This is a genomic window from Actinoplanes sp. NPDC051633 (assembly GCF_040681735.1).
Taxonomy (GTDB): domain Bacteria; phylum Actinomycetota; class Actinomycetes; order Mycobacteriales; family Micromonosporaceae; genus Actinoplanes.
Map to the genome: position 1 here is coordinate 1 of NZ_JBFAZH010000013.1, position 25,537 is coordinate 25,537.

A 25,537-nucleotide genomic window follows, 5' to 3' on the forward strand; every position below is an offset into this window, starting at 1 on the left:
GGATGGCCTCCTGGGCTACCACTGTGGTTCTACGGTTGCCGGGTGCGGCTGTTTGTGGCGTTGTATCCGCCGGAGGACGTGCGCTCGGCGTTGCGGCAGTGGCTGAGCGAGGCGCTCGCCCGGGACCGGGCGGAGGTGCGGCTCGGTGACATCGAGCGGTGGCATCTGACGCTGGCGTTTCTCGGCGAGGTGGTGGCCGAGGAAGTGCCGCGGGTCGAGCTCGCCGTGTCCCGCGCGGTCCTCGATCGCCCGGCCATGAGGTTGCGGCTCTCCGGCGGTGGGTCGTTCGGGCGGGGCCGGTCGTCCGCGGTCTGGGCCGGCGTGGACGGTGACCTCGAAGCGCTCCGCGACCTGCACGCCGACCTGCGGGACAGGCTCGCGGAGGCCCGCTTCACGACCGACGCGCGGCCGCTCACGCCCCATCTCACGGTGACCTACAAGGGCGGCCGGGAAGTGCTGGCCGCGCTGCGGGACTATGCCGGACCGGTCTGGTCGGCGACGGAGATCACGCTGGTTCGCAGCCGGTTCCCTCAGGAGAGCGGCTACGACACCCTGCGCGTCTGGTCACTCCATCAAGACGGCGACACGGACCGTCGGTGAACCGCACCGACCTAGGACGCCACTGAGGAGGCGCTGATCCGCTAGGAGGACTCGCGGGCGGCGGGGCCGCCGCCGAAGAGGACGTCGTCCCAGCTGGGCAGGCGCTTGCGGGGCTTCGGGTCCTCGCCCTCCGCCGCCGTGCTCTGCTGCTGGTTGCCGCCCTGGCCGACCGTGCGCCGCGGGCGCAGGACCGCCAGCGACGGCACCGCCGGGACCTCCTTGGGGAGATCCGACTCCTCGTCGAAGGCCGAACCGGCGCCACCGCCGAGCAGGGCGGCCGCGCCACCCGCCACCGGCCGCCGCGGGGTCTCGGTGGCCGGAGCGTCGAGGCCCCGGCCCTGGGTGCCGCCGATCGGGCGGTCGAGCGAAGCCAGCAGCGCGTCGCGGCCGGCACGGATCGGGTCGCGCGTCTGGCGCGGGCCGTCGGAGGACGGCGACATCAGGCCGTGGCCACCGCGGGACAGGTCACCGGAGCGGCCGTGGCCGGGCAGACCGTGGCCGCCGCGCTCGGGCGCCGGACGCTCGGGCGCCGGCTCCTGGCCGAGGATCTGGGTCGGGCGCTCGGCGCACAGATATTGCGCCATGTCGTCGTGCGGAGCGACCGTCTGGCGGGCCTTGTCGAGATCCCACACCGCCGTCGCCGTGGCCTTGCCGGACGGCCAGGTGGCGACGATGCGCCAGGTGCCGTCGTCGCGACGGTACGCATCCCACGAGATCTTCTCGGTGTCGATGCCGTGCTGGGCGAGCCGGCTGTCCACCACCTCGGCCAGCGGCGCGCCGGAATCCGACGTCTTCAGCCTCGTGCGGCGGGCGTGCTGGGCGAGCATGGCGCGTTCCTGCAACACCGGGCCGGCGTAGCGCAGCACCCGATCGACCGGGACGCCGGCGATCCGCGCCACGTCATCCGCCGACTCGCCGGACCGGATCCGGGACTGGATGTCGCGCGGCGAGAGCACCGCCATCGACACCTCGGTCTGGGCCACCGAGACCGCTGTGCCGGTCGAACCGCCACTGTGATCGGTGTGCAGAGCGCCGTTGATGCGGTCGTCGAGCGGCAGTGCCAGGAGCCGGCCGACCTCATCGGCGAGCACCAGGGCCTGACCATCCTCGGAGAGCGCGACGAAGCGTACCGGCCGCATGCGTTGCCTCCGTCCCGTCGCAAGCCTGTGCCCTGAGAGTCAGTTACCCGGGCGCGTTTCGGAACACGGTACGCGCCCCGATCACTCGATGGGGGTAAGCCACGCCGGGCGAGTCATTGACCAGGAAAGATGATCTTTCTGGTATCAGAGTCGTTCCGCCACGTAGTCGATACACCTGGTCAGAGCCTCGACGTCGGCCGGGTCGACGGTGGGGTAGAGGGCGATCCGCAACTGGTTGCGGCCCAGTTTGCGATAGGGCTCGGTGTCCACGATCCCGTTGGCCCGCAGCGCCTTCGCGATGGCCGCGGCGTCGACGCTGTCGGCGAAGTCGATCGTGGCCACGGCGTTCGACCGCAGCGCCGGGTCGGTGACGAACGGCGTCGCGTACTGCGACCGGTCGGCCCAGCCGTAGATCGCGCTCGCGCTCTCCGCGCTGCGCTTGCTCGACCAGGCCAGACCGCCCTGTGCGTTCATCCAGTCGGTCTGCTCGGCGGCCAGGAAGACGGTGGCCAGCGCGGGCGTGTTGTACGTCTGCTCCAGCCGGCTCTGCTCGATGGCTGTGACCAGGTCGAGGAACTGCGGGATGTAGCGCCCCGTCGCCTTGATCTCAGCCGCCCGCTCGAGCGCGGCCGGCGACAGCACGGCGATCCACAGCCCGCCGTCGGAGCCGAACGCCTTCTGCGGCGCGAAGTAGTAGACGTCGGTCTGCGTCAGGTCCACGTCCAGCGCACCGGCGCCGGAGGTGGCGTCGGTGAGCAGCAGCGCGCCCGGGTCGGCGCCGGCCACCCGCTGCACCGGCACGGCGACGCCGGTCGAGGTCTCGTTGTGCACGCTGCCGTAGACGTCGACGCCCGCCTCGGCGCTCAGGAACGCGGCCTGCCCACCCGGAGCGGAGACCACCGAGGGCGCCGACAGGAACGGCGCGTCGGCGATCGCCTTGCGGAACTTGCCGCCGAACTCGCCGAACTCGGCCACCTGCGCGTGCGCTCGGATCAGCCCGAACACGGCGGTCTCCCAGAACGCGCTGGTGCCGCCGTTGGAGATGATCACCTCATAGCCGCCCGGGATGCCGAAGAACTCGGCGATGCCCCGGCGCAGGCGTGCCACCTGGTCCTTGACCGTGCGCTGGCGATGCGACGTACCCAAGAAGGTCTTGGACACCGCGTTGAGCGCCTCGACGCCCTCGGGGCGCACCTTGCTGGGGCCTGAGCCGAACCGCCCGTCGGCGGGCCGCAACTCATCGGGGATGGTGATGGGGTGGGTCACGTCATGCATTATGCGGGACCTGGTCCCAGCCCTCGACGTCCTGGGGCTTGCGCGTGGGCGGGCCCACATAGAGCGCCGACGGACGCACCAGGCGGCCCAGCCTCTTCTGCTCCATGATGTGCGCGCTCCACCCGGCCACCCGGGCGCAGGTGAACATCGAGGTGAACATGTGCGCCGGCACCTCGGCGAAGTCGAGCACCACGGCCGACCAGAACTCCACGTTGGTCGCCAGCACCCGGTCGGGCTTGCGCGCGTGCAGCTCGGCGAGCGCGGCCCGCTCGAGGGCCTCGGCCACCTCGAAGCGCGGGGCGCCCAGCTCCTTGGCGGTGCGCCGCAGCGAACGGGCGCGCGGATCCTCGGCGCGGTAGACGCGGTGGCCGAAGCCCATCAGCCGCTCGCCGCGGTCGAGCACGCCCTTCACATACCCCTCCGCGTCGCCGCTGCGCTCGACCGACTCGATCATGTGCAGCACGCGGGAGGGCGCGCCGCCGTGCAGCGGGCCGGAGAGCGCTCCGATGCCGGACGAGATGCAGGCCGCGACGTCGGCGCCGGTGGAGGCGACCACCCGCGCGGTGAAGGTGGAGGCGTTCATGCCGTGCTCGGCGGCCGAGATGAAGTACGCGTCGACGGCCTTGACGTGCCGCGGGTCGGGCTCACCGCGCCACCGCTTCATGAACCGCTCGACGGTGGTCTGTGCTTTGTCGATGTCCTTCTGCGGCACCGCGGGCAGGCCGAGACCGCGGGCCGCCTGCGCCACGAAGGACAGCGCGGTGACCGAGACCCGGGCGAGGTCGGAGCGCGCCTGGGCGTCGTCGATGTCCAGAATCTGGGACAGCCCCCAGTACGGCGCCAGCATGGCCACCGCGGACTGCACGTCGACCCGGATGTCGCCGGAGTGCACCGGCACCGGGAACGGCTCGGCCGGCGGCAGACCGGGCCCGAACCGGCCGTCGACCAGCAGCGCCCACACGTTGCCGAAGGAGACCTGGCCGATCAGGTCCTCGATGTCGACGCCGCGGTAGCGCAGGGCGCCGCCGTCCTTGTCCGGCTCGGCGATCTCCGACTCGAAGGCGATCACACCTTCCAGACCCGGCTTGAAGTCCGACATGTCGCCTCCTCGTGAGCGATCCCGTAAGTGATTCATCTTGCCCGCTGCGTAACCGGAGGGCGACCCGGCGCAGTGTGCTCTCTGTGACACCCATCCTGACGGACCTGACGGATCGCCGTCGGCGACTTAGGTTCGATAAGCGACTTATCGAGGAAGGCGGCGAGCGTGACGGCGGAACCGGCCGGGATGCGGCGTGACTACACCGAGCGCGGCGCGCTGCTGGAGAGCGATCTGGCCGCGGACTGGCCCGCGCAGTTCGCCGCCTGGTTCGCCGACGCGACCGGGTACGGCCTGACCGAGCCGAACGCGATGGTGGTGGCGACCGCGGACACCGAGGGCCGGCCGAGCGCCCGGACCGTTCTGCTCAAGGGGTACGACGAGCGCGGCTTCGTCTTCTACACCAACTACGAGTCGCGCAAGGGCGGCGAGGCGCTCGCCAACCCGTACGCGAGCCTGGTGTTCCCGTGGTTCCCCATGCAGCGCCAGGTGATCGTCGCCGGCCCGGTGGAGAAGGTCGGCCGGGCCGAGACGGAGGCCTACTTCGCGAGTCGCCCGCGCGGATCCCAGCTCGGCGCGTGGGCCAGCCCGCAATCGCGGGTGCTGCCCTCCCGCCGAGCGGTGGAGGACGGGTACGCGGCCGCCGAGCGGCGGTTCGAGGGCGTCGACGTGCCGGCCCCGCCGCACTGGGGCGGCCTGCGCGTGCGCCCGGACACCGTGGAGTTCTGGCAGGGCCGGACCAGCCGGCTGCACGACCGCCTCCGATTCCGCCGCGACACCGACGGCTGGGTCGTCGAGCGGCTCGCTCCGTGACGGATACGGACCAAAAACGCAGCTGGATGATCGACGTCCGGCCGCTCCGCGTCCTGGCCTATCGCCGGATGTGGGTCGGCAACGGCGTCTCCTACTTCGGATTCCAGTTCACCAGCGTCGCCGTGCCGGTCGAGATGTTCGCGATCACGAAGTCCTCGGCGTGGGTCGGTCTGCTGGGCGTCGCCGGGCTCGTACCCCTGTTGATCTTCGGGTTGTGGGGTGGCGCGGCGGCCGACGTGGTCGACCGGCGCAAGCTGTTGCTCGCCAGCTCGGCGCTGACCTGGACGTCCACCCTCGGGCTGCTGACGCAGGCGCTGCTGGACGTGCGCAGCCCGCTGTTGCTGCTGGCCCTGGTCGCGGTGCAGTCCGCCGGCTTCGCGGTCAGCTCGCCGGCCCGGCAGGCGATCATCCCGCGGATCGTGCCGACGCCGCTGATCCCGGCCGCGAACACGCTCGGGTACACCACCACGACCGCGGGCGGCGTCTTCGGCCCGCTGGCCGCGGGCCTGATCTTCGGCGTCTGGTCCGAGACCGCCGGCGTCACGGTCGCGTACGCGGTGGACGCGCTGCTGTTCACCATCGCCTTCTGGGCCACCTGGAAGCTGCCCCCCATCCCGCCCGTCGAGCACACCGAGGGGATGGAGAAGCCGACCGCCGGGCTGCGCGGCATCATCGGCGGCCTGCGCTTCCTGACCACCCAGCCGGTGCTGATGCTCTCCTTCGCGGTGGACATCGTCGCGATGGTGCTGGCCATGCCCCGGGCGCTGTTCCCCGAGGTCGCCGCCGACCGCTTCGGCGGCGGCTCCGCGGTGGGCTGGCTCTTCGCGGCGATCGCGATCGGCTCGATGATCGGCGGCCTCACCTCGGGCTGGATCAGCCGGGTCGAGCGGCAGGGCGTGGCGCTGGTGGTGGCCGTGGTCGGGTGGGGGATCGCGATCGGCTTCGCCGGGTTCGCCCACCAGCTCTGGCTGATGGTGGCGCTGCTGGCCGTGGGCGGCGCGGCCGACCTGGTCAGCGCGGTCTATCGGCAGTCGATCCTGCAGACCTTCGCACCCGACCAGCTGCGCGGGCGGCTGCAGGGCGTGTTCACCGTGGTGGTGGCCGGCGGTCCCCGGCTGGGTGATCTGCGGGCCGGCGCCGGCGCCGACCTGACCGGGGCGACCGCGTCCTGGGCCGGCGGCGGCTTCGCGGCCGCCGGAGTGGCGATCGCGCTGGCCCTCTCGTTCCCGGCACTACTGCGCTACCGGCCCCCGGCTGAAGGGCCCCCGGCTGAAGCCGAGGCGACCCGCTAATGTCCATCGCATGACGAGCGTCGTCCGGGCGAAATCCGGCACCCAGTGGACCATCGAGGCCGACGGTCACCAGGCCGTCCTGGTGGAGGTCGGCGGCGTGCTGCGCTCCTATCGCGCCGGTGACCGCGAGATCGTCGACGGCTTCGGCCCGCAGGAGATCTCGCCGGCCTCGGCCGGGCAGATCCTCGCGCCGTGGCCCAACCGGATCCGCGACGGGCACTACACCTTCGGTGGCGCGACCCACCAGCTGGCGATCACCGAGCCGGCCCGCAACGTCGCCATCCACGGCCTGACCAACTGGTCACGCTGGCGGCTGGCCGACGAGTCGCCCGGCGCCGTCACGCTGGAGTTCGACCTGCCGGCGCAGCTGGGCTACCCGTGGTCGCTCACGCTGCGCACCCGCTGGCAGGTGGGCAGCGACGGGCTGCGGTGCGAGCAGGAGGTCGTCAACACGAGCGACGAAGAGGCGCCGTGGGGCTATTCGGTGCACCCGTATCTGCAGCTCAGCGGGGTGGCCGTGGACGACATCGTGTTGCGGGTGCCGGCCCGGATCCGGGTGCTGGCCGACGCCCGGCTGCTGCCGATCGGCGCGGTCAAGGTGGCGGGCACGGAGTACGACTTCACCGAGCCGCGCAAGATCGGCGAGGCGGTGCTGGACACCACGTTCGGCGATCTCGAGTACGAGCCGGACGGCGGCTCCTCGGTGACCATCGCTGCGCCGGACGGCTCGGCGAAGGTCGACGTCTGGGGCGACCGCAATTTCAAGTGGTGGCAGATCTTCACCGGCGACACCCTGCACGGCGAGCGGTTCCGGCGGTCGGTCGCGATCGAGCCGATGACCTGCCCGCCGGACGCCTTCCGCTCGGGCCGCGACCTGATCGTGCTGGCCCCCGGCCAGAGCTGGTCGGCCACCTGGGGCATCCGGCCCTGATGGAGTTCGACGAGGTCATCCGCAGGCGGCGGATGATCCGAGCCTACGATCCGGACCGCCCGGTGCCCGCCGAGATCCGCGACAAGCTGCTGCGGCACGCGCTGCGGGCGCCGTCGGCCGGTTTCTCCCAGGGGTGGGGCTTTCTGGTGCTGGAGGAGCCGGCGGACCGCGCGCTCTACTGGTCGGTGACCAGCTGGGGCGGGAACGCGCCGGACGGCTGGCTCGAGCGGATGAGCAAGGCGCCGCTGATCGTCATCCCGATGTCGAACAAGTCGGTCTACCTCGAGCGGTACGCCCAGCCGGACAAGGGCTGGGCCGACCGCGACGAGGCGCGCTGGCCGGTGCCCTACTGGGACATCGACACCGGGTTCGCCGCGCTGCTGATCCACCTGACCGCGGTCGATCAGGGGCTGGCGTCCTGCTTCATCGGGCTGCCCGCCGGATCGCAGGCGGCGTTCCGCGAGGCGTTCGGCGTACCGGCACAATTCACCCCGATCGGGGCGCTGACCGTCGGCTACCGTGCAGCCGACAAGAGGTCACCGTCACTACGCCGGGGGCACCGCCCGATCGACGATGTGGTGCATCATGGCCGGTGGGCCGGGTAGAGAGTCAGGGGTCGGGAGGAGCGTGTCGTGATCTTCAAAGCGGTCCGGGACGGAGCTCCGTACCCGGACCACCACACGACGCTGAAGGCGTGGGCCGAGATTCCGCCTCGGCCCATCCGCCTGGCCGACCTGATCACGACGAAGCGGGAGCTGGCGTTGGACAAGCTGCTGGCCGAGGACTCGACCTTCTACGGCGACCTGTTCCCGCACGTGGTGGAGTACCAAGGCTCCCTCTATCTGGAGGACGGCCTGCACCGGGCGCTGCGCGCGGCCCTCCAGCAGCGCAACCAGATCCACGCCCGGGTGCTGGTGGTGCAGTCGTGACCGCCCCGCTCGATCTGCTCGACGTCGACACCCTGCTGTCGGACGAGGAGCGCGACGTTCGCGAGCTGGTCCGCCGGGTCGCCGACGACAAGATCCGGCCGCACGTCGCCGACTGGTACGAGCGCGGCGAGGTCCCGGTCCGCGAGCTGGCCCTCGAGTTCGGCAAGCTCGGCCTGCTCGGCATGCACCTGACCGGTTACGGCTGCGCCGGCGCCTCCGCGGTGCAGTACGGCCTGGCCTGCATGGAGCTCGAGGCCGCCGACTCGGGCGTCCGGTCGCTGGTCAGCGTCCAGGGTTCGCTGGCGATGTACGCGATCTGGAAGTACGGCAGCGAGGAGCAGAAGCAGCAGTGGCTGCCCGGCATGGCGGCCGGTGAGCTGATCGGCTGTTTCGGCCTGACCGAGCCCGACCACGGCTCCGACCCGGCCAACATGTCGACCCGCGCCCGCCGCGACGGCGACGACTGGGTGCTCGACGGCGGCAAGATGTGGATCACGAACGCCCCGGTGGCCGACGTCGCGGTGATCTGGGCGCGCGCCGAGGAGGGCGTCTTCGGGTTCGCGGTGCCGACCACGACGCCCGGCTTCTCCGCTCGCGAGATCAAGCACAAGATGTCGCTGCGCGCCTCCAGCACCGGCGAGATCACCCTGGACGACGTCCGGCTGCCCGATTCGGCGCGGCTGCCCGAGGCACGCGGTCTCAAGGCGCCGCTGTCCTGCCTCACCGAGGCCCGCTTCGGCATCATCTGGGGTTCGATGGGCGCGGCCCGCGACTGCCTGGAGACGGCGCTGGCCTATGCGACCACCCGCGAGCAGTTCGACCGGGCGATCGGCGGTTTCCAGCTCACCCAGGCCAAGCTCGCGGACATGACGCTCGAGCTGCAGAAAGGCTATCTGCTGGCACTGCACCTGGGCCGTCGCCGGGAGGCGGCCGGTGGCCTGCGGCCCGAGCAGGTCAGCGTCGGGAAGCTGAACAACGTCCGCGAGGCGATCAAGATCGCGCGGACCTGCCGGACCATTCTGGGCGGCAACGGGATCAGCGGGGAGTACCCGGTGATGCGGCACGCCAACAATCTGGAGAGCGTGCTCACGTACGAGGGAACTTCCGAGATCCATCAGCTCGTGATCGGCCAGAAATTGACGGGTCTGAACGCCTTCGCGAGCTAGATGAGCGGTTTGGCCTTACCGTGAGGGCATGGCCGAGCAAGAGGAACCGACGAGGGAGTTTCCGCCTGCCGAGGTGAAAGCCGAGGAGCAGAAGCGCGCCGCGCCCCGGGTCCTGGCCTTCATGGGTGTGGTCTTCGTGGCCATCGTCGGGCTCTGTTTCGGGCTTCGGGCGCTCAACGTGCTGCCGACCTTCGACAACCCGTTCTCCGACCAGGAGATCGACCGCAGTCAGCCGGTGCTGCTGCAGTCGATGCGCGACCTCAGCCGCTATGTGGCCGCCGACGGCACCTTTCAGGTGATCGTCGACCTGCAGCAGAACAAGGAGAACATCCCCGAGTTCCTGCTGAACCGGCGCACGCTCTTCGTCGGTTCCGGCTCGGTGGAGGCGTACGTGGACTTCAGCACGCTCGCCGGCAGTGCGCTGACGGTCGACGAGACGAACAAGTCGGTCAAGATCACGCTGCCCCCGCCGCAGCTCTCCCAGGCGGCGCTGGACATGGAACGCAGCTACGTGGTGGCCGAGGAGCGTGGCCTGCTCAACCGGATCGGCGACGCGTTCGCCAGCGATCCGAGCAAGCAGCAGCGGGTCTATCGGGAGGCGCAGAAGCGGATCACCGAGGCGGCCACGGCCAGTGAGCTGGACCAGCGGGCGAGGGAGAACACCCAGCGCATGCTGGAGTCCCTCCTCACCCGCCTCGGCTACACGTCGGTCACCGTTACCTACTCCAGCCCGTAGCGAGAGCCCGCAGCCGGATCGGTCACTCGTTGGGCATCATCACCCAGAGCACGATGTAGATCAGGATCTGCGGTCCGGGCAGCAGGCAGGACAGCAGGAAGAGCAGGCGGACCATTCCGGTCGACCAGCCGAAGCGGCGGGCGAGGCCGGCGCAGACACCGGCGATCCAGCGGTCGTTACGGGGCCGGGCCAGGCGGCTGTTCACGTGACTCACTCCTTCAGGTGGGGCTTGCTCACAACGGTAGGAACCCTGAGCACCCCGTAGGGGTGGATCCGTACCCGTTGTCCGAGCGCTGTTAACCTCTCAGCGTGACGCTGGCCGTGCTGTGTGCCGGTCGCGCCCCGGACGCCGCGATCGCCGACGACCTGACCACCGCGCTCCGGGCCGCCGGGGCGACCTCCGTGGAGCGCATCCCGGTGGCCGAGGCCGCCCGCCGTGCGCAGGCGACCGGCGAGAAACTGCTGCTCTGCATGGACGATCTGGTCGTCCACCCGAGTCTGCTGTGGACGCTGGCCACCGAGCCGGCCGGTCGCACCACCGCGCTGGTGGTCGCCGACTCCGACGGTGACCTGCGCGAGGAGCGCGGCCGCGTGCTGCCCGGGCCGGGCGCGATCCGGTTCGCCGGGGCGCTTTGTGTCGCGCCGGCGGATCTCAAGATCGTCGAGGCGGCGGACGGGACCGGTGACCTGCAGGAGCTGGTCGCGGACCTGACGCCGATCGCCACCCGGGTCCGGCTGCTGCACGCCGAGCGGGTGCACACCCCCGAGCAGTTGGCGACGGCAAAGGCCGCGATCGCCGCGGTGGACGAGGAGAAGGCGCGGCTGCGGCTCGCGGTGAAGGAGAAGGACGACTTCTTCACCACGTACGCGGTCAGCACCTGGTCGCCGATCGTGACCCGGTGGTGCGCCCGCCTCGGTCTCACCCCGAGCGGCGTCACCGGTCTGTCCGTGCTGCTCGCGGTGGGTGCGGCGCTGCTCTTCTGGGAGGCGTCCCGGCCGGCCATGATCGCCGGCGCGGTGCTGCTCTATCTGGGCTTCGTGCTGGACTGTGTGGACGGTCAGCTGGCCCGGTTCACCCGGCGGTTCGGGGCGTTCGGGGGCTGGCTCGACACGATGGCCGACCGGGCGAAGGAGTATGCGGCGTACGCCGGTCTGGCCGCCGGGGCGGAACGCATCGGGCTGCCGTACGCGTGGCCGCTGGCGATCACCGCGATCCTCCTGCAGACCGTGCGGCACATGACCGACGCGTGGTACGGCGCCCTGCACGACGAGGCGGCCGCGCGGCCGGTGGCGGCGGCCGAGACGGGCGTCGGTGCTCGGCTCAGCGCGGCGTCCAACCGGGTGCAGGCGGACACCGGGTCGCTCGCGTACTGGCTGAAGCGGATCGTGGTCTTCCCGATCGGCGAGCGGTGGGCGCTGATCGCCGTGCTCGCCGCCGTCGGCAACGGGCGGATCGCGCTGGCCGGCGTGGTGCTCTGGGGGGTGCTGGCGTTCGGCTACACCTTCGCGCTGCGTTCGCTGCGGTCGGTGGGAATGCGGGTCGGCGTGCTCAACACGGTGGACACCATGCGGCATCGCGACGACGGGGTGCTGACCCGCGACGTCATCAGCCGTGCGCGGGCGAAGGCGCCGCTGCTCTTCGGCGTGACCGCGGCGATCGCGGGCCTCGCCGCGGTGGCGATCCACACCAGGGTGGCTCTGCCGGTGGCCGCGCTGATCGTGCTGGCGGCCGGGCTGGCGGCGCGGGACAGCCACGCCGGCCCGCTGGACTGGCTGGTGCCGGCCACCCTCCGCGCCGCCGAGTATCTGCTGGTGGTCGCCGCCGGCCTGGTCGGTGACGTGCATCCCGCGATCGTCTTCCTACTGCTCTTCGTCCTGGCGATGCACCACTACGACCTGGTCGCCCGGATGGAGAAGAACGCGCCCGAGAGCAGCGCCGGCCGGGCGATCCTCGGCTGGGACGGCCGCGTGGTGCTGGTCACCGCCGCCGTGCTGCTGTGGGCGCCGAGCTTCGGCATGGTCGTGATCGCCGTGCTGACCGGTGCCGCGTTCCTCGGCCGGGCCGTCGAGGACTGGCGTCGGAGCCGGCCGAGCGGTGCGCGGCGATGACCCTGCTGAGCGTGGTGCTGCCGGTCCACGACGTGCAGGGCTACCTGAGGCAGTGCCTGGACTCGCTGCTCGGGCAGTCGTTCACCGACTTCGAGATCATCGCGGTGGACGACGCCTCGCCGGACCGCAGTGGCGAGATCCTGGCCGAGTACGCCGTCCGTGACGCCCGTGTCCGGGTGGTCACGATGCCGGAGAACGTGGGGATGGGCCGGGCGCGCAACGCCGGGCTGGAGGTCGCCACCGGCGAGTACGTGTGGTTCGTCGACAGCGACGACCGGGTGGCCGAGCACGTGCTGGGCGCGGTAGCCCGCCGGCTCCGCGAGACGAACGCGGACGTGCTGATCGTCGGCTTCGACCGGGTGCACTGGGACGGCCGGGTGGAGGCCGACCTGTGGCGGCGGACGCTCACCGGGGCGCCCGCGACGTTCACCGCCGAGGCGTACCCGAAGATCTTGAATGTCCTGCACGTCATCTGGAACAAGGTGGTGCGGCGGGACGTGCTGGTGAAGCTGGGGCTGCGGTTCGAGCCCGGCTGGTACGAGGACGTGTCGTTCACGTACCCGTTGATCCTGACGGCCGAGCGGATCAGCGTGCTGCCCCGGGTGTGCGTGCACTATCGGCGGCGGCGGTCGGGTTCGGCCACCGTCACGATGGACGACCGGCATTTCGAGATCTTCGAGCACTGGTCGCGGGCGCTGGCCCTGGTGGATCGGTACGCCCCGGACACGACGCTGCGCCCGCACCTCGTGCGCCGGATGATCTGGCACTACCTCGTCACGCTTCGCGACCCGGCCCGCCTGCGCCGCGGCTCACGGAAGCGGTTCTTCGAGCGGATGCACGCCGACTTCGTGCGGTACCAGCCCTCCGGCGGATACTCGGCGCCGCCCGGCTTCCAGGGCGTCCGGCACCGGCTGGTCGGGCGCGGGAACTACCCGCTCTACCAGGCCTTCGACCTGGCCGGGCGGCTGCGCGACGTGGCCGTCGGGACGCTGCGGCGCGGGACGGGCGTGGCGCGGCGGCTGCTCGGCCGGGCCCGGCAGGCCATCTATCGCGTCTACTACCGGGGCCAACTGCTGCGGCCGATCGACCAGCGCCTCGCCCTCTACGCGGCGTACTGGTACCGCGGTGTGTCCTGCAACCCGGCGGCCATCGCGGCCGCCGCCGAGCGACTCGCGCCGGAGATCCGCAACGTCTGGGTGGTGCACCGCGACCGGGTCGCCACCATCCCGCCGGGCACGGATCACGTGGTGGCCGGCACGCTGCGGTATTACCGGTCCCTCGCCCGTGCCCGCTGGCTGATCAACAACGTCAACTGGCCGCAGCCGGTGGTCAAGCGCAGCGGCGCGACGCACGTCATGACGCACCACGGCACCCCGCTCAAGAGGATGGGTCTCGACCAGGCCGCGTACCCGGTCGCCGCGACGGACACCGACTTCGCGGCGCAGATGAAGCGGGTCGACCGCTGGGACTACAGCGTCACGGCCAACGCGCACACGACGGTCGCCTGGTCGAGCGCCTACCCGGCCGGTCACGAGACGCTCGAGGTGGGCTATCCGCGCAACGACCGCTTGGCGGTCGCGACGGCCGAGGAGATCAGCCGGGTACGCGCCGAGCTCGGCCTGGCGCCGGACGAGAACGTCGTGCTGTACGCACCGACGCACCGCGAGTGGCTCCCGCCCGGCACCCCGGTGCTGGACATCGACGACCTCTCCGAGCAGCTCGGCGCGGGCACGGTTTTGCTCGCCCGGACGCACTACTTCGCGGTGCCGGCCGGCGCGGAGGGTCCGCGCCGGCGTGGGCGGATCATCGACGTGTCCGCCCACCCGGTCGTCGAGGATCTGTATCTCGCCGCTGACGTGCTGATCACGGATTACTCCTCGGCGATGTTCGATTTCGCGGTCCTGGACCGGCCGATCGTGATCTACGCGCCGGATTGGGACATTTATCGGCAACTGCGAGGCGTCTACTTCGACCTGATGTCGCGCCGGCCCGGCTCGGTCGCGACCTCCTACCCGGAGCTGGTGGAGGACTTGCGGTCGGGACGCCATCTCGCCGCAGAGGCTACGGCCGCTCGTACTCGATTCCGGGAATCCTTCTGTTCCCTGGACGACGGGCGGGCGGCCGAGCGAGTGGTGCGCCGGGTCCTGCTGCCGTAACCCGGCGGCCGGCCGTCCGCCACAATGGCGATGCTCGATGTGTAGTGGATCAGTGACGGTCGGAAGTTGGCACTTTCGCCCGATGGTCATACATCGATGTACCTGGAGACAGTGATCGTGATCACGCGCTGTCGTCCCCCGAACCAGTGCAGCTCGCCGCCCCCATGCAGGAGGTTTGACGGTGTCCACCGTCGATATCAAGGACGTCACCAAGGTCTGGCCCGACGGGACGGTGGCCGTCGATCACGTCAGCCTCGACGTCAAGGATGGCGAGTTCATGGTCCTGCTGGGCCCGTCGGGCTGCGGCAAGTCGACCATTCTGCGGATGATCGCCGGCCTGGAGGATCCCACCGAGGGTGACATTCTCCTGAACGGCGAGCCGGTGCTCGACCTCGCGCCACGGGACCGGCGCATCGCGATGGTGTTTCAGGACTTTGCGCTCTATCCGCACATGAGCGTGAGCGAGAACATCGGCTTCCCGCTCAAGCTCTCCGGTGTGGAGCCCGTTCCCCGGGGCGAGCAGATCGGCAACGTGGCCAGCGCGCTGGGCATCGGCGACGTGCTCGCGCGCAAACCCGGCCAGCTCTCCGGCGGCCAGCGGCAGCGGGTGGCGATGGGCCGGGCGATCGTCCGCCGGCCCGGCCTGTTCCTGATGGACGAGCCGCTCTCCAACTTGGACAGTGGCCTGCGCGCCGAGCTGCGTGCCGAGATCACCGGCCTGACCCGCGAGCTCGGCGTGACCACCATGTACGTGACGCACGACCAGGCGGAGGCGCTCACCATGGCCGACCGCGTGGCGATCCTGCGGCGGGGCGTGCTGCAGGACATCGGCACCCCCACCGAGGTGTACGGCCGCCCGGCCACCCTCTACGTCGCCGCCTTCCTCGGCGCACCGCGGATGAACCTCCTCGAGGCCTCCGTCTACGTCCACCTCGACCGGTACATCGCGCTGAACTTCGGTGAGCAGGCGCTCTACCTGCCGTGGACCGACATCCGGGCCCGGGCGGTCGCGCACTACCACGGTGAGCGGATCGTGGTCGGCATGCGCGCGGAGGCGCTGACGCCGGTGGCACCGGACGCGCCCGGCGACGTGCTGCACGGCCGGATCCGCTATCTCGAACACCACGGGCACGAGTCGCTCGCGTACCTCGACATCGGGGCCACCGCGATCATGGTCGACGAGATGGGCAGCGCGGTGCACGACCACCAGGTCGAGGTGGGCGCCTTCAGCAAGATCAGTGCGGCGTTCTCGCGGCTCACCGGCCGGCCGTCGAACGGCGCGGCGCCGGACCGCGAGGAGACGAAGCAGGAGAGCGTGCTGGGCGAGAACGGGCGGCACCACCGGCGCCCGGCCGAGCTCGCGGTGCGGCTGGCACCGTACCCGGCGGTGTCGCCCGGCCACCCTCTCGCCGTCACGGTCCGGATGGACTCGCTGCACTTCTTCGACGACCGCGGCGACCGCATCGACGTCGGCTGGCGCTGACACACCTGAGCATCGCCGCCTATCCATTTGCTGTTACCGAACCTTGACCTCATGCCGTATCGTGCTCTGCACGTCGATGCGGGTCCGTATCGACGATAACGTTGCGACGTGTCGTGAGGGGTGAACCGGCGTGGCCAATGCATCTGGTTTGTTGGTTATCGAGCGCATCCTGCGTGACCGGCAGGGGATCTGGCAGCAGGTCGTCGAGGACCGTGACCTGCCCAAGTTGATCGGCCAGATGCTCTCCAGCACGGTGGTCGCGCTGGCCTGTTACGGAGCCGTCCTGGGGTCCTTCCACGGCTGGTTGATGGCGATGACGTCGGCGGTCAAACTGCCGCTGCTCTTCCTCGTCACGCTGGCCGTCTGCCTGCCGACGCTCTACCTGTTCAACCTGGTCTTCGGCGCACGCCTGTCGGTGCGGCAGTCGCTGGCGCTGGTGTCGGTCGCGCTGACCGTGACCGCCATGCTGGCGCTCACCTTCGCGCCGATCAGCCTGTTCTTCCGGATCACCGCCCCGGACTACGCCTTCTTCAAGCTGCTGAACGTGGCGATCCTCGGCCTGTCCGCGCTGATCGGACTGCGCTTCCTGACCGGCGGCATGCGGGTGCTCAACGAGCACGGCCTGCTGGGACCGAAGGCGGATTCCATCGCGCCGGTCAGCCCGGCCGTGCCGGCGCCGGCTCCGGCGGGTGCGCCCGTGCCCGTGCCGGCCGGTGCGCCCGCTGCCGGCGCCTCCGCTCCGGGTCCGGCCGTTCCCGCGGCCGTGGGCAACGGTCAGCCGATGCACGGCGTGCCGCTGGGCGCGCACCTCCCGGTGCGGCAGCCGCATGCCCCGATGGTCCGCCAGCCGGGCAAGCCGAGCATGACGCTGCTGTACGTGTGGATCTTCCTGTTCGGCTTCGTGGGCACCCAGCTCGCGTGGACCCTGCGGCCGTTCTTCGGCAGCCCCGGCATGAAGTTCAGCCTCTACCGCGAGATCGACGGCAACTTCTACGCGGAGATCTTCCGGACCCTCGCTCATCTCTTCTAAAGCGTGACGGCTGCCCTCGGGGCGGGCAGCCGCGTAGGCTGCTCGTCGGTGGACGAGACATTCGGACCGAGCCGGGGCCGTGATGCGTTGCGTCCGGCTCCGGTCCGGCTTCCGGAGGCCGGCGACGCGGGCGGCACCCTGTTGGATCGTGTCTTCGAGCGCCAGGACATCACGCGGGTGCGGCACGCCGTCCAGGGCCTGCTGGCCGCGTCCGGATTCGCCGGTGACCGGCTCCAGGGCTTCGTGCTGGCGGTCAACGAGATCATCACCAACGCGGTGCTGCACGCCGGCGGGCGCGGGCGGGTGGTGCTGCGCCCGGAAGGTCACTCGATCTGGTGCACCGTCACCGATTCCGGCCCGGGCATCCCGGCACGCTACCTGCACCCGCCGGAGATTCCGGAGGCGTTCGAGGTCGGCGGGCGGGGCATCTGGCTGGCGTACCGGTTGTGCGACGAGGTCACGATGGCGACCGGCCCGATCGGCACGACCATCGGGCTGCGCATGTCACGGCCCGCCGGCCGCGCGGCATCCGGCCTGGTCAACGGCCTGTCGACCGGCGGCTGATACCGTACCGGCGGCCGATGGGACGTGGGGTACCCCCGTTGCGGAGTATCCACGAGCGGGGACGACTACATTGGGGCCGTGCTCGGGCTTCCTCCTCAGGTGACCGCCTGCCTTTTCGACCTTGACGGCGTGCTGACGCAAACCGCCCTGGTCCATAACGCGGCGTGGAAACAGACGTTCGACCAGTTCCTGCAGTCCTGGTCGCAGGAGCACGGGCAGCCGTACGTGCCGTTCGACTCCGGCGCCGACTACCACGAGTACGTCGACGGCCGGCAGCGCGCGGACGGCGTACGCACCTTCCTGACCTCGCGGGGCATCACCCTGCCCGAGGGCACCCCGGACGACGCCCCCGACGCCCACACCGTGAACGGCATCGGGAACCGGAAGAACATCCTCGTCCTGCAGAAGATCAAAGAGGGCGCGGTGCAGGTCTACCCCGGATCGGTGGACTACCTGCGCGCGGCGAAGGAGGCCGGCCTGCGCCGTGCCGTCGTCTCCGCCAGCGCCAACTGCAAGGACGTCCTCGAGGCCGCCGGCATCGCCGACCTCCTCGAGGTGCGGGTCGACGGCGTCGTCGCCCGTGAGCGCAAACTGCCGGGCAAACCCGCGCCGGACACCTTCCTCTACGGTGCCGAGCTGCTCGACACCCCGCGGGAGAACTGCGTCGTCTTCGAGGACGCGCTGGCCGGTGTGGCCGCGGGGCGGGCGGGCGACTTCGGGTTCGTCGTCGGCGTCGATCGGGTCGGGCAGGCGGACGCGTTGAGGACGAACGGTGCCGACATCGTCGTCCAGGATCTGTCCGAACTCCTGACGCGATGAACGCGTAGTTCCGCCCAGACTTTCTCCTTCAGTTCATCGAGAGGCACCACCGTGATCCGTGAACGGGCGTACCCCGTCGACCCTTGGCACATCCGGGAGACCCGGCTGGACCTGGACCTGCTGGCTCAGTCCGAATCGGTCTTCGCCCTCGCCAACGGTCACATCGGCCTACGCGGCAACCTGGACGAGGGCGAGCCGCACGGCCTGCCGGGCACGTATCTGAACTCGTTCTACGAGCTGCGCCCGCTGCCGTACGCCGAGGCCGGTTACGGCTTCCCCGAGTCCGGCCAGACCATGGTCAACGTCACCAACGCCAAGCTGATGCGGCTGCTGGTGGACGACGAGCCGTTCGATGTGCGGTACGGCGACCTGCGCAACCACGAGCGCAGCCTGGACATGCGGGCCGGCACGCTGGAGCGCACCGCGGAGTGGGTGTCGCCCTCCGGCCAGGCGATCCGGATCCGCAGTGTGCGGCTGGTGTCGTTCACCCAGCGCGCGGTCGTCGCGATCCTCTACGAGGTCGAGCCGCTGAACGAGAGCGCCCGGCTGATCCTGCAGTCCGAGCTGGTCGCCAACGAGCAGTTGCCGCCGACCAGCAAGGACCCCCGGGTGGCCGCGGTGCTGGACCACCCGCTGCAGGCCGAGGAGATGCTCGAGCAGAAGTCCGGCGGCCTGCTGGTGCACCGCACCAAGGCCAGCGACCTGCGCATGGCCGCGGCGATGGAACACCTGGTGGAGACGCCGGGCCGGCACGCCATCACCACCGAGGGACACCCCGACTGGCTGCGCACCACGGTCGCCTGCAAGCTCGAGCCGGGGCAGAAACTGCGCGTGGTGAAGCTGGCCGCGTACGGCTGGTCCAGCCACCGCTCGCTGCCCGCCGTCCGTGACCAGGTCGGCGGCGCGCTGGCCAGTGCCCGGCTGGATGGCTGGGAGGGCCTGGTGGACGCCCAGCGGGAGTATCTGGACGCGTTCTGGGACCACTCCGACGTGCAGGTCGAGGGCGACCCGGAGGTGCAGCAGGCGGTCCGCTTCGGCCTGTTCCACACGCTGCAGGCCGGCGCCCGGGCCGAGCAGCGCCCGATCGGCTCCAAGGGCCTCACCGGCCCGGGGTACGACGGCCACACGTTCTGGGACTCCGAGACCTTCGTGCTGCCGGCGCTGACCTACACCCAGCCCGGTGCGGCCGCCGACGTGCTGCGCTGGCGGCACTCCACGCTGGACCTGGCCCGGGAGCGCGCGCAGACCCTCGGGCTGCAGGGCGCCGCCTTCCCGTGGCGGACCATCCGCGGCCAGGAGTGCTCGGCGTACTGGCCGGCGGGCACCGCGGGCTTCCACATCGGCGCGGACATCGCGGACGCGGTGCGGCGCTACGTGCAGGCCACCGGCGACTTCGAGTTCGAGCGCGAGATCGGCCTGGAGCTGCTGGTGGAGACCGCCCGGCTGTGGCGGTCGCTGGGCCACCACGACCGGCACGGGCGCTTCCACATCGACGGCGTCACCGGCCCGGACGAGTACACCGCCGTGGTGGACGACAACATCTACACCAACCTGATGGCGCAGCAGAACATGTTCGCGGCGGCCGAGGCGGCGAAGCGTCACCCGGACGTGGCTCGCAAGCTGGGCGTGGACGACGAGGAGACGGCCTCCTGGCGGGACGCCGCGGCGTCGGTGCACATCCCGTACGACCGGGAGCTGGGCGTGCACCAGCAGTCGCAGGGCTTCACCCGGCTGCAGGAGTGGGACTTCGAGAACACTCCGCCCGAGGCGTACCCGCTGCTGTTGAACTACCCGTATTTCGACCTGTACCGCAAGCAGGTGGTCAAGCAGGCCGACCTGGTGATGGCGATGTACGTGCGCGGCGACGCGTTCACGCCGGAGGAGAAGGCGCGCAACTTCGCCTACTACGACGCGCGCACGGTCCGCGACTCGTCGCTGTCCGCCTGCATCCAGGCGGTGCTCGCGGCCGAGGTCGGCTTCCTCGAGCTGGCCCACGACTATCTGGGCGAGGCCGCCCTGATGGACCTGCACGACCTGCACCAGAACGCGCGGGACGGCGTGCACGTGGCGTCGCTGGCCGGCTCCTGGATCGCTCTCGTCGCGGGCCTGGGCGGCATGCGTGACTTCAACGGTCAGCTGTCCTTCGCGCCGCGGCTGCCCAGCCGGATCACCAAGCTGGAGTTCTCGCTGCTCTGGCGCGGTCTGCGGCTGCGGGTCACGGTCTCGGCGGGCGACGTCACGTACTCGCTGCGCAACGGGCAGGGTTCCGCACGCCTGGTGCTGCTGCACCACGGCAAGGAGATCGAGGTGACCCAGGGCAAGTCGATCACCGTGCCGATCGCGCCGGCGCCGCCGACCGGGCCCGCACCCGAGCAGCCGGCCGGCCGTGCGCCGGTCCGCCGCGCGAGCAACATCTGAGCGGAACGAGAAACCCCGGTCTCCTCGCGGAGGCCGGGGGTTCTGTTTCTCGTCTGCCGGGGCGCTTACAACATGCTGACGTGCACGTGGTCGGTGTGGGCGCTGGCGCCGCGGTAGGACTTCCAGCCCGTCGCCGGGAGCCAGATCTGCCTGAACCAGATCACATAGAGAATGCCCAGCCGGTCCGCGTTGCGGACCAGGAACGCCATCAGGTTGTTGCCGTACTGCTTCATATCCTTGTTGTGCGCGGCCGAGAATCCGCTTTTCTGCAGCGACCAGTCGCAGGCCCGGCCCTTGGGGTGCTCGAACGGTCCGCCGTTGCGATGGCAGCCGACGAAGCGATCGAACCCGGCCTTTTTCACCTCTTTGTACATGTGCAGAGTGCGCGCGGTGATGCACCCGCCAGTGGTGGGGTCGGACACGTTGCAACCCTCCGGCGAGAAGCCGCCGTCGGAGTTGCGGGGCGCGGGGGCCGCCCGGCGCGACGTGGCCGTCACGAAGCCGCCGGTCAGGCTTTCGCCACCGACCAGGGCGAGGGCCTTCTCCGCGGCCTGCTTCTGCTTCTGCATCAGGTTGAGGTTGGCCTGCTGTGCCTTGACCTCCTGGTCGAGCCGCGCCTTGTTGCGCGCCACCTCGTCGATGGCCTCGTTGAACTCGCGCAGCTTCTCGCCGTTGAGCGCGTTCATCTCCTCGAGGGACAACGCCCGGTCGAGGAAGTCACCGGAGCCGCGGCTGTTCAGCAGGAAGCCGGCGGTGGAGATGCCGCCGGTGCGGTAACGCTGCACCGCGACCTTGCCGGCCACCGGCAGCAGCGCGTCGCGCTTCGCCTCGGCCGCGCGCACCTGCACGGCGAGGTTGAGCTGCGTCTTCGTCGACTTGGCGACCGCGGCCTTGGCCTGCAGGTAGCGCCGGCCGGTGGAGTCGAGCACCTCGTTGAGGAGGGGATTGTCGTCGCCGTCGTCAGCTGTGGACGACGAGTCGCCGGGCTCGGCGCTCGCCGGGGACGCGGGAGCGACGACCGACAGGGTCACAGCGACGAGCGGTGCCAGGGCGAGGATCAGCCACCGGCGAGGGCTTGCCGTCATGCATGTTCCTTCCGTGTGGTCCACCGACCGGGTTAGCTGACGGGTTCGGGATGGAAGCGATCCCTACCGCTTTGCAGCGGATGCACCCCAGTGGAACTCGGGTCCCCGGCTCGTCTCGCGACGATTGAGTGGTGGCCCGCCGGCGCCTTGGGGGCGGCGCCTCCTGGCAATGGCCGGACGCGAGCTTACCCGACGAAAGGCCGGTCTTCAGCACTGTCGAAGTGGACAAAAGCCTTAGCTAAGAAAGGCGTCTGTGCGTAACCTCACATCAATGTGAGTCGTTGCCTTCTCTCCGTAGTGGAATCACTGAAGGTGTTTGAAATATCGCGCTCAGTGCTACGGGTGGCGAATCTGGAATTCGTCGGTATCGTTCGTTCCGGTCTCCGTTAGGTAACGGAGACCGCCGCCTAATCGTCACAGACGAGCCGGGGACCCAAATCCCAGGTAGTGGGGTGAATCCGCGTCAGCGGTAGGGATCACTTCCATCCCGAACCCGTCAGCTAACCCGGTCGGCGGCCGAGGGAAGGACGGCAATGAGGCAGAACTCTGTCCGGAGATGGTTGGCCGGCGCGCTCGCGGTGCTGGTGGCGACGGCCGGGCTGGCGGTTGTCACGGGTACGGCCGCGACGGCCGCGCCGGGCGACAACGGCGACGACGGCGAGGGCGGCAAGAAGTCGCTGATCGAGCAGGTCGAGGACGCGTCCAAGGGCTTCGTCGAGGCCAAGGAGGCGCTGGCCAAGTCCAAGAAGCGCCAGGCGCAGCTGGTCGCCCTGCTGAAGCAGGTCGAGACCCAGCTGGGCCCGCGGCAGGCCGCGCTCGACGAGATCGCGCAGCAGAGCTACCGCACCGGCCGGCTCGGGCCGATGAAGGCGGTGCTGAGCGCCGAGTCGACGGGCAGCCTGCTGGACCGCGCCGAGACGCTGGAGACCATCGCGGTCAAGCAGGACCGGGCGGTGCGTGACCTCAAGGAGTCGCGCGACACCCGGCTGCGGGCGAAGGCCGCGGTCGACCTGGAGATCGCGAACCAGCAGAAACAGCTGACCGCCATGGCCAAGCGCAAGGCCCAGGCCGAGAACGCCCTGAAGGCGGCCGGCCAGGGCCAGGACACCGGGTCACCGGGTGGCAGCAGCAGCGGCGGCAGCAAGAAGGCCAAGCCGGGCGGCAACCTGAACGGCGGCTGCACGGTGAACGACCCGACCAGCGGTGGCTGCATCACACCGCGGCTGCTGCACGCCATGAACCAGGCCAAGTCGGCCGGCTTCGACCACTACGTGCACTGCTGGCGCGAGCAGAACAGCGGCGAGCACCCGAAGGGCCGGGCGTGCGACTTCGCCGCCGACAAGGGTGGTTTCGGCGGCGACGCGACGGGCAGCAGCAGGACCTACGGCAACAACCTGGCGAACTACTTCATCGGCAACTCGGGGACGCTGGGTGTGCTGTACGTGATCTGGTACCGCCGGATCTGGCTGCCCAGCAGCGGGTGGAAGTCGTACTCGGGCGCCGGCGGCGATCCCTCCAGCGACCACACCAACCACGTGCATCTATCGGTGAAGTGACCGGCGAGGGAGTGCGAGCCTACTTACGCATGTAGGACTCGTACTCCTTCAGCACGTCCTCGGTCGGGCCGTCGGCCCGGATCACCCCGGACTCCAGCCAGATGCTGCGCTCGCAGGTCGAGCGGATGGACGCCTCGCTGTGGCTGACCAGGAAGACCGTGCCCGCCTCGGCGCGCAGCTCGCGGACCCGCTCCTCGCTGCGCCGGCGGAATTTCGCGTCGCCGGTGGCCAGCGCCTCGTCGATCAGCAGCACGTCGTGCTTCTTGGCCGCCGCGATCGCGAACCGCAGGCGAGCCGCCATGCCGGACGAGTACGTCTTCATCGGCAGCGAGCTGAAGTCACCCCGCTCGTTGATGCCGGAGAAGTCGATGATGCTCTGCGTCTTCTCCCGGACCTCGCCCGGTGACATGCCCATCGCCAGGCAGCCGAGCGCCACGTTGCGTTCGCCGGGCAGCTCGTTCATCAGCGCCGCGTTGACGCCCAGCAGCGACGGCTGCCCGGCGGCGTAGATCGAGCCGCGCTCGGCCGGCAGCAGCCCGGCGATCGCCCGCAGCAGCGTCGACTTGCCGGACCCGTTGCTGCCGACCAGCCCGACCGCCTCCCCGCGGTACGCGACGAAGCTGATCCCCTTGATCGCGTGCACCTCGCGGATCTGGGCCGACTTGGTGCGCGTGACCAGTCGCTTGAAGCTGGCCAGCGGGCTGCTGGGTCCACCGCCCGAGCCGTAGATGCGGTAGACGATGTGCGCGTCGTCCACGATGACCGTGGGCACCCGCGTGTCGGTGGGGTCCAGCACCACGGCCGGACTCGTCGGCTCAGCCACGGCCGTACCCCTTCTCTCCGCGCCAGAAGTAGACGAAGCCGACGATGAACACCACCACGGCCCAGCCCACGGCCTTCAGCCACAGCACCCCGACGGGGTCGACCAGCTTGACGTTCTCCATCAGGGCGTGCCGCATCAGCTCGATGTAGATCAGCAGCGGGTTCGACTCCACGATGGCCAGCAGCGTCGGGTGGTGCTCGAACATCTGCTCGAAGCGGGCCGGCGTGTAGAGCACCGCGGAGCCGTACATCCAGAACCGCATGAAGAACGGCACGATTTGCCGGATGTCGATGAGCTTCGAGCCGAGCCGCGCCCCGAGCGTCGCCAGGCCGAGGCTGAAGATGGCCTGGACCAGCAGGATCAGCGGCACCAGCAGCCATTGCACCGTGATCGGCTCGCCCGTGGCCAGCACGATGACGATCAGCACCGACATGGAGGCCATCATGTTGCGCAGCTCGATCAGCACGACCGAGATCGGCAATGCGGCGCGGGGGAAGTGCAGGGCGCGGATCAGGCCGAGGCCACCGGAGATGGAGCTGATCCCGGACTGGGTCACGGTCTGCGTGAAGCCGAACAGGAACACCCCGATGCACAGGTACGGGATGAAGTTCGCCACGTCCCGGCTGGTGTTGAGCAGCACCCCGAAGATCACGTAGTAGACCGCCGCGTTGAACATCGGCGTCAGGACCTGCCACAGCATGCCCAGCCGGGTCTGTCCGAGCGACGAGGTGATCTTCGCGTTCGAGTACGCCGTGATGAAGTGCCGATAGGACCAGATCTCCCGGACGTACGCCGGAAGGGTCGGCAGTGCGGCAGCAGACTGCAAGCCGTTCCGCCGGGCCAGCTCCTTGAGCGTGAGGCCGGTGCCGGAATCGGCGACCGCCGTCTGTGGCATGGGGAGGCGCTCCGATCTGCTCGGTCCCGTTGGATCTTCGGGCCTGGGGGAGTTTCGCGCTGACACGTTAGCCAGTGTCACCGACGAAACGCCAGCGTATCGACGTGAGGTCGACGTTAGCCGACCTAACGGCGGAACGCAACCGTTACGACGTAGCGCTATAGTCACTGCGTGGCAGCAACCAAGCGCGCACCCGCCGGGGCCGCAGTCCTGCGCGGGGACATCACTGTGGCGATCCGCAACGCGGTGATGCACGAGCTCGCCGAGGTAGGGTACGGCCGCCTGTCCATCGAGGCAGTGGCCCGTCGTGCGGGTGTGGGCAAGACCGCAATCTACCGCCGTTGGAGCAACAAACTCGAGATGGTCCTCGAGATCGTGTCGGATGTCGCCGGCCGCTCGGTGCCGTTGCCGGACACGGGCAGCTTCTCCGGCGATCTCCAGCTGCTCATGATGATCGTGAGCAAGGCCCTGCAGCACCGGATCGCGTCGCAGATCATCCCCGATCTGATGGCCGAGGCCTCCCGCAACCCGCAGATCGCGGCCACCCTCGAGAAGGCCCTGCGGACCCACCAGCTCGCCGTCGGCGACAAGCTGGTCGGGCAGGCGGTGGCGCGCGGCGAGC

24 protein-coding genes and 2 riboswitches are annotated in these 25,537 nt (G+C 70.3%); of the genes, 17 read left to right on the forward strand and 7 right to left on the reverse strand.

Features of this window, described 5'->3' with window-relative positions; genetic code table 11:
- The first annotated feature begins 42 nt into the window (after positions 1 to 42).
- Positions 43 to 600 (forward strand): RNA 2',3'-cyclic phosphodiesterase, encoded by a 558-nt coding sequence (gene thpR / locus AB0M20_RS01815; protein ID WP_364292085.1) that lies wholly within the window; start codon positions 43 to 45, stop codon positions 598 to 600.
- A gap of 41 nt (positions 601 to 641) precedes the next feature.
- On the opposite strand, the gene sepH is transcribed toward thpR, so the two are convergent.
- From sepH to AB0M20_RS01830, 3 genes are all read right to left on the reverse strand, one after another.
- Complete coding sequence (gene sepH / locus AB0M20_RS01820; protein WP_364292088.1) at positions 642 to 1,739, reverse strand: septation protein SepH; 1,098 nt, start codon at positions 1,737 to 1,739, stop codon at positions 642 to 644.
- 144 nt (positions 1,740 to 1,883) lie between these two features.
- Positions 1,884 to 3,014: a phosphoserine transaminase gene (gene serC, locus AB0M20_RS01825; RefSeq protein WP_364292091.1), complete on the reverse strand. Its 1,131-nt coding sequence runs from the start codon at positions 3,012 to 3,014 to the stop codon at positions 1,884 to 1,886.
- Positions 3,007 to 4,113 (reverse strand): citrate synthase 2, encoded by a 1,107-nt coding sequence (locus AB0M20_RS01830; protein WP_364292094.1) that lies wholly within the window; start codon positions 4,111 to 4,113, stop codon positions 3,007 to 3,009. The genes serC and AB0M20_RS01830 overlap by 8 nt, the downstream gene beginning before the upstream one ends.
- Positions 4,114 to 4,299: 186 nt before the next feature.
- Between AB0M20_RS01830 and pdxH the strand changes: the two genes are divergently transcribed.
- Genes pdxH through AB0M20_RS01865 form a run of 7 tightly spaced genes read left to right on the forward strand, consistent with a single transcriptional unit; the run spans position 4,300 to position 9,977 of the window.
- The gene (pdxH, locus tag AB0M20_RS01835) at positions 4,300 to 4,923 is read left to right on the forward strand and encodes a pyridoxamine 5'-phosphate oxidase (protein WP_364292153.1); all 624 of its coding nucleotides are present in this window, start codon (positions 4,300 to 4,302) and stop codon (positions 4,921 to 4,923) included.
- Between the two features lie 26 nt (positions 4,924 to 4,949).
- On the forward strand, positions 4,950 to 6,215 hold the full coding sequence (locus AB0M20_RS01840; RefSeq protein WP_364292097.1) for an MFS transporter: 1,266 nt from the start codon (positions 4,950 to 4,952) through the stop codon (positions 6,213 to 6,215).
- A 10-nt stretch (positions 6,216 to 6,225) separates the two neighbouring features.
- Positions 6,226 to 7,146 (forward strand): aldose 1-epimerase family protein, encoded by a 921-nt coding sequence (locus tag AB0M20_RS01845; RefSeq protein ID WP_364292100.1) that lies wholly within the window; start codon positions 6,226 to 6,228, stop codon positions 7,144 to 7,146.
- Positions 7,146 to 7,751, forward strand: a complete 606-nt coding sequence (locus AB0M20_RS01850; protein ID WP_364292103.1) for a nitroreductase family protein — start codon at positions 7,146 to 7,148, stop codon at positions 7,749 to 7,751. Before AB0M20_RS01845 ends, AB0M20_RS01850 begins: the two co-directional genes overlap by 1 nt.
- A gap of 27 nt (positions 7,752 to 7,778) precedes the next feature.
- Entirely contained in the window at positions 7,779 to 8,075 is a 297-nt protein-coding gene (locus AB0M20_RS01855; RefSeq protein ID WP_364292106.1) for a type II toxin-antitoxin system VapB family antitoxin, read from the forward strand.
- Entirely contained in the window at positions 8,072 to 9,241 is a 1,170-nt protein-coding gene (locus tag AB0M20_RS01860) for an acyl-CoA dehydrogenase family protein (protein WP_364292109.1), read from the forward strand. The genes AB0M20_RS01855 and AB0M20_RS01860 overlap by 4 nt, the downstream gene beginning before the upstream one ends.
- A 28-nt stretch (positions 9,242 to 9,269) precedes the next feature.
- Positions 9,270 to 9,977, forward strand: a complete 708-nt coding sequence (locus AB0M20_RS01865) for a DUF4230 domain-containing protein (protein ID WP_364292112.1) — start codon at positions 9,270 to 9,272, stop codon at positions 9,975 to 9,977.
- Between the two features lie 22 nt (positions 9,978 to 9,999).
- On the opposite strand, the gene AB0M20_RS01870 is transcribed toward AB0M20_RS01865, so the two are convergent.
- On the reverse strand, positions 10,000 to 10,182 hold the full coding sequence (locus AB0M20_RS01870; RefSeq protein WP_364292115.1) for a PspC domain-containing protein: 183 nt from the start codon (positions 10,180 to 10,182) through the stop codon (positions 10,000 to 10,002).
- Between the two features lie 104 nt (positions 10,183 to 10,286).
- Between AB0M20_RS01870 and AB0M20_RS01875 the strand changes: the two genes are divergently transcribed.
- From AB0M20_RS01875 to AB0M20_RS01905, 7 genes are all read left to right on the forward strand, one after another.
- Entirely contained in the window at positions 10,287 to 12,086 is a 1,800-nt protein-coding gene (locus AB0M20_RS01875) for a DUF5941 domain-containing protein (protein WP_364292117.1), read from the forward strand.
- Positions 12,083 to 14,242 carry a CDP-glycerol glycerophosphotransferase family protein gene (locus AB0M20_RS01880; protein WP_364292120.1) on the forward strand — a complete coding sequence of 720 codons (2,160 nt, stop codon included), beginning with the start codon at positions 12,083 to 12,085 and terminating at the stop codon, positions 14,240 to 14,242. The genes AB0M20_RS01875 and AB0M20_RS01880 overlap by 4 nt, the downstream gene beginning before the upstream one ends.
- A 181-nt stretch (positions 14,243 to 14,423) precedes the next feature.
- Positions 14,424 to 15,725 (forward strand): ATP-binding cassette domain-containing protein, encoded by a 1,302-nt coding sequence (locus tag AB0M20_RS01885; RefSeq protein ID WP_364292123.1) that lies wholly within the window; start codon positions 14,424 to 14,426, stop codon positions 15,723 to 15,725.
- Between the two features lie 148 nt (positions 15,726 to 15,873).
- The gene (locus tag AB0M20_RS01890; protein WP_364292126.1) at positions 15,874 to 16,755 is read left to right on the forward strand and encodes a hypothetical protein; all 882 of its coding nucleotides are present in this window, start codon (positions 15,874 to 15,876) and stop codon (positions 16,753 to 16,755) included.
- Positions 16,756 to 16,803: 48 nt separating this feature from the next.
- On the forward strand, positions 16,804 to 17,319 hold the full coding sequence (locus AB0M20_RS01895; protein ID WP_364292129.1) for an ATP-binding protein: 516 nt from the start codon (positions 16,804 to 16,806) through the stop codon (positions 17,317 to 17,319).
- Between the two features lie 78 nt (positions 17,320 to 17,397).
- Positions 17,398 to 18,138 (forward strand): beta-phosphoglucomutase family hydrolase, encoded by a 741-nt coding sequence (locus AB0M20_RS01900; protein ID WP_364292132.1) that lies wholly within the window; start codon positions 17,398 to 17,400, stop codon positions 18,136 to 18,138.
- Positions 18,139 to 18,189: 51 nt separating this feature from the next.
- Positions 18,190 to 20,556 carry a glycoside hydrolase family 65 protein gene (locus AB0M20_RS01905; protein WP_364292135.1) on the forward strand — a complete coding sequence of 789 codons (2,367 nt, stop codon included), beginning with the start codon at positions 18,190 to 18,192 and terminating at the stop codon, positions 20,554 to 20,556.
- Positions 20,557 to 20,621: 65 nt separating this feature from the next.
- Here AB0M20_RS01905 and AB0M20_RS01910 read toward each other — a convergent pair whose 3' ends face one another.
- Positions 20,622 to 21,641 carry a hypothetical protein gene (locus tag AB0M20_RS01910; RefSeq protein WP_364292138.1) on the reverse strand — a complete coding sequence of 340 codons (1,020 nt, stop codon included), beginning with the start codon at positions 21,639 to 21,641 and terminating at the stop codon, positions 20,622 to 20,624.
- A gap of 6 nt (positions 21,642 to 21,647) precedes the next feature.
- Positions 21,648 to 21,782, reverse strand: a riboswitch (cyclic di-AMP (ydaO/yuaA leader).
- A gap of 253 nt (positions 21,783 to 22,035) precedes the next feature.
- A riboswitch (cyclic di-AMP (ydaO/yuaA leader) is annotated at positions 22,036 to 22,171 on the forward strand.
- A gap of 3 nt (positions 22,172 to 22,174) precedes the next feature.
- Between AB0M20_RS01910 and AB0M20_RS01915 the strand changes: the two genes are divergently transcribed.
- A complete protein-coding gene (locus AB0M20_RS01915) occupies positions 22,175 to 23,197 on the forward strand; it encodes a hypothetical protein (RefSeq protein ID WP_364292141.1) in 1,023 nt (340 codons plus the stop codon).
- Between the two features lie 19 nt (positions 23,198 to 23,216).
- Here AB0M20_RS01915 and AB0M20_RS01920 read toward each other — a convergent pair whose 3' ends face one another.
- Both AB0M20_RS01920 and AB0M20_RS01925 read right to left on the reverse strand, forming a co-directional pair.
- Positions 23,217 to 24,020, reverse strand: coding sequence for an ABC transporter ATP-binding protein (locus AB0M20_RS01920; RefSeq protein WP_364292144.1), 804 nt, complete (start codon positions 24,018 to 24,020; stop codon positions 23,217 to 23,219).
- Positions 24,013 to 24,915, reverse strand: coding sequence for an ABC transporter permease (locus tag AB0M20_RS01925; RefSeq protein ID WP_364292147.1), 903 nt, complete (start codon positions 24,913 to 24,915; stop codon positions 24,013 to 24,015). Before AB0M20_RS01925 ends, AB0M20_RS01920 begins: the two co-directional genes overlap by 8 nt.
- Before the next feature lie 171 nt (positions 24,916 to 25,086).
- Between AB0M20_RS01925 and AB0M20_RS01930 the strand changes: the two genes are divergently transcribed.
- The coding region (locus AB0M20_RS01930) for a TetR/AcrR family transcriptional regulator (RefSeq protein WP_364292150.1) at positions 25,087 to 25,537 on the forward strand (451 nt) is incomplete at its 3' end.

Coding starts and splice junctions, on each gene's coding strand:
- sepH (WP_364292088.1), bottom strand. CDS start 1,739: ATGCGGCCGGTACGCTTCGTCGCGCTCTCCGAGGATGGTCAGGCCCTG.
- serC (WP_364292091.1), bottom strand. CDS start 3,014: ATGCATGACGTGACCCACCCCATCACCATCCCCGATGAGTTGCGGCCC.
- AB0M20_RS01830 (WP_364292094.1), bottom strand. CDS start 4,113: ATGTCGGACTTCAAGCCGGGTCTGGAAGGTGTGATCGCCTTCGAGTCG.
- pdxH (WP_364292153.1), top strand. CDS start 4,300: ATGCGGCGTGACTACACCGAGCGCGGCGCGCTGCTGGAGAGCGATCTG.
- AB0M20_RS01840 (WP_364292097.1), top strand. CDS start 4,950: ATGATCGACGTCCGGCCGCTCCGCGTCCTGGCCTATCGCCGGATGTGG.
- AB0M20_RS01845 (WP_364292100.1), top strand. CDS start 6,226: ATGACGAGCGTCGTCCGGGCGAAATCCGGCACCCAGTGGACCATCGAG.
- AB0M20_RS01850 (WP_364292103.1), top strand. CDS start 7,146: ATGGAGTTCGACGAGGTCATCCGCAGGCGGCGGATGATCCGAGCCTAC.
- AB0M20_RS01865 (WP_364292112.1), top strand. CDS start 9,270: ATGGCCGAGCAAGAGGAACCGACGAGGGAGTTTCCGCCTGCCGAGGTG.
- AB0M20_RS01880 (WP_364292120.1), top strand. CDS start 12,083: ATGACCCTGCTGAGCGTGGTGCTGCCGGTCCACGACGTGCAGGGCTAC.
- AB0M20_RS01910 (WP_364292138.1), bottom strand. CDS start 21,641: ATGACGGCAAGCCCTCGCCGGTGGCTGATCCTCGCCCTGGCACCGCTC.
- AB0M20_RS01915 (WP_364292141.1), top strand. CDS start 22,175: ATGAGGCAGAACTCTGTCCGGAGATGGTTGGCCGGCGCGCTCGCGGTG.
- AB0M20_RS01925 (WP_364292147.1), bottom strand. CDS start 24,915: ATGCCACAGACGGCGGTCGCCGATTCCGGCACCGGCCTCACGCTCAAG.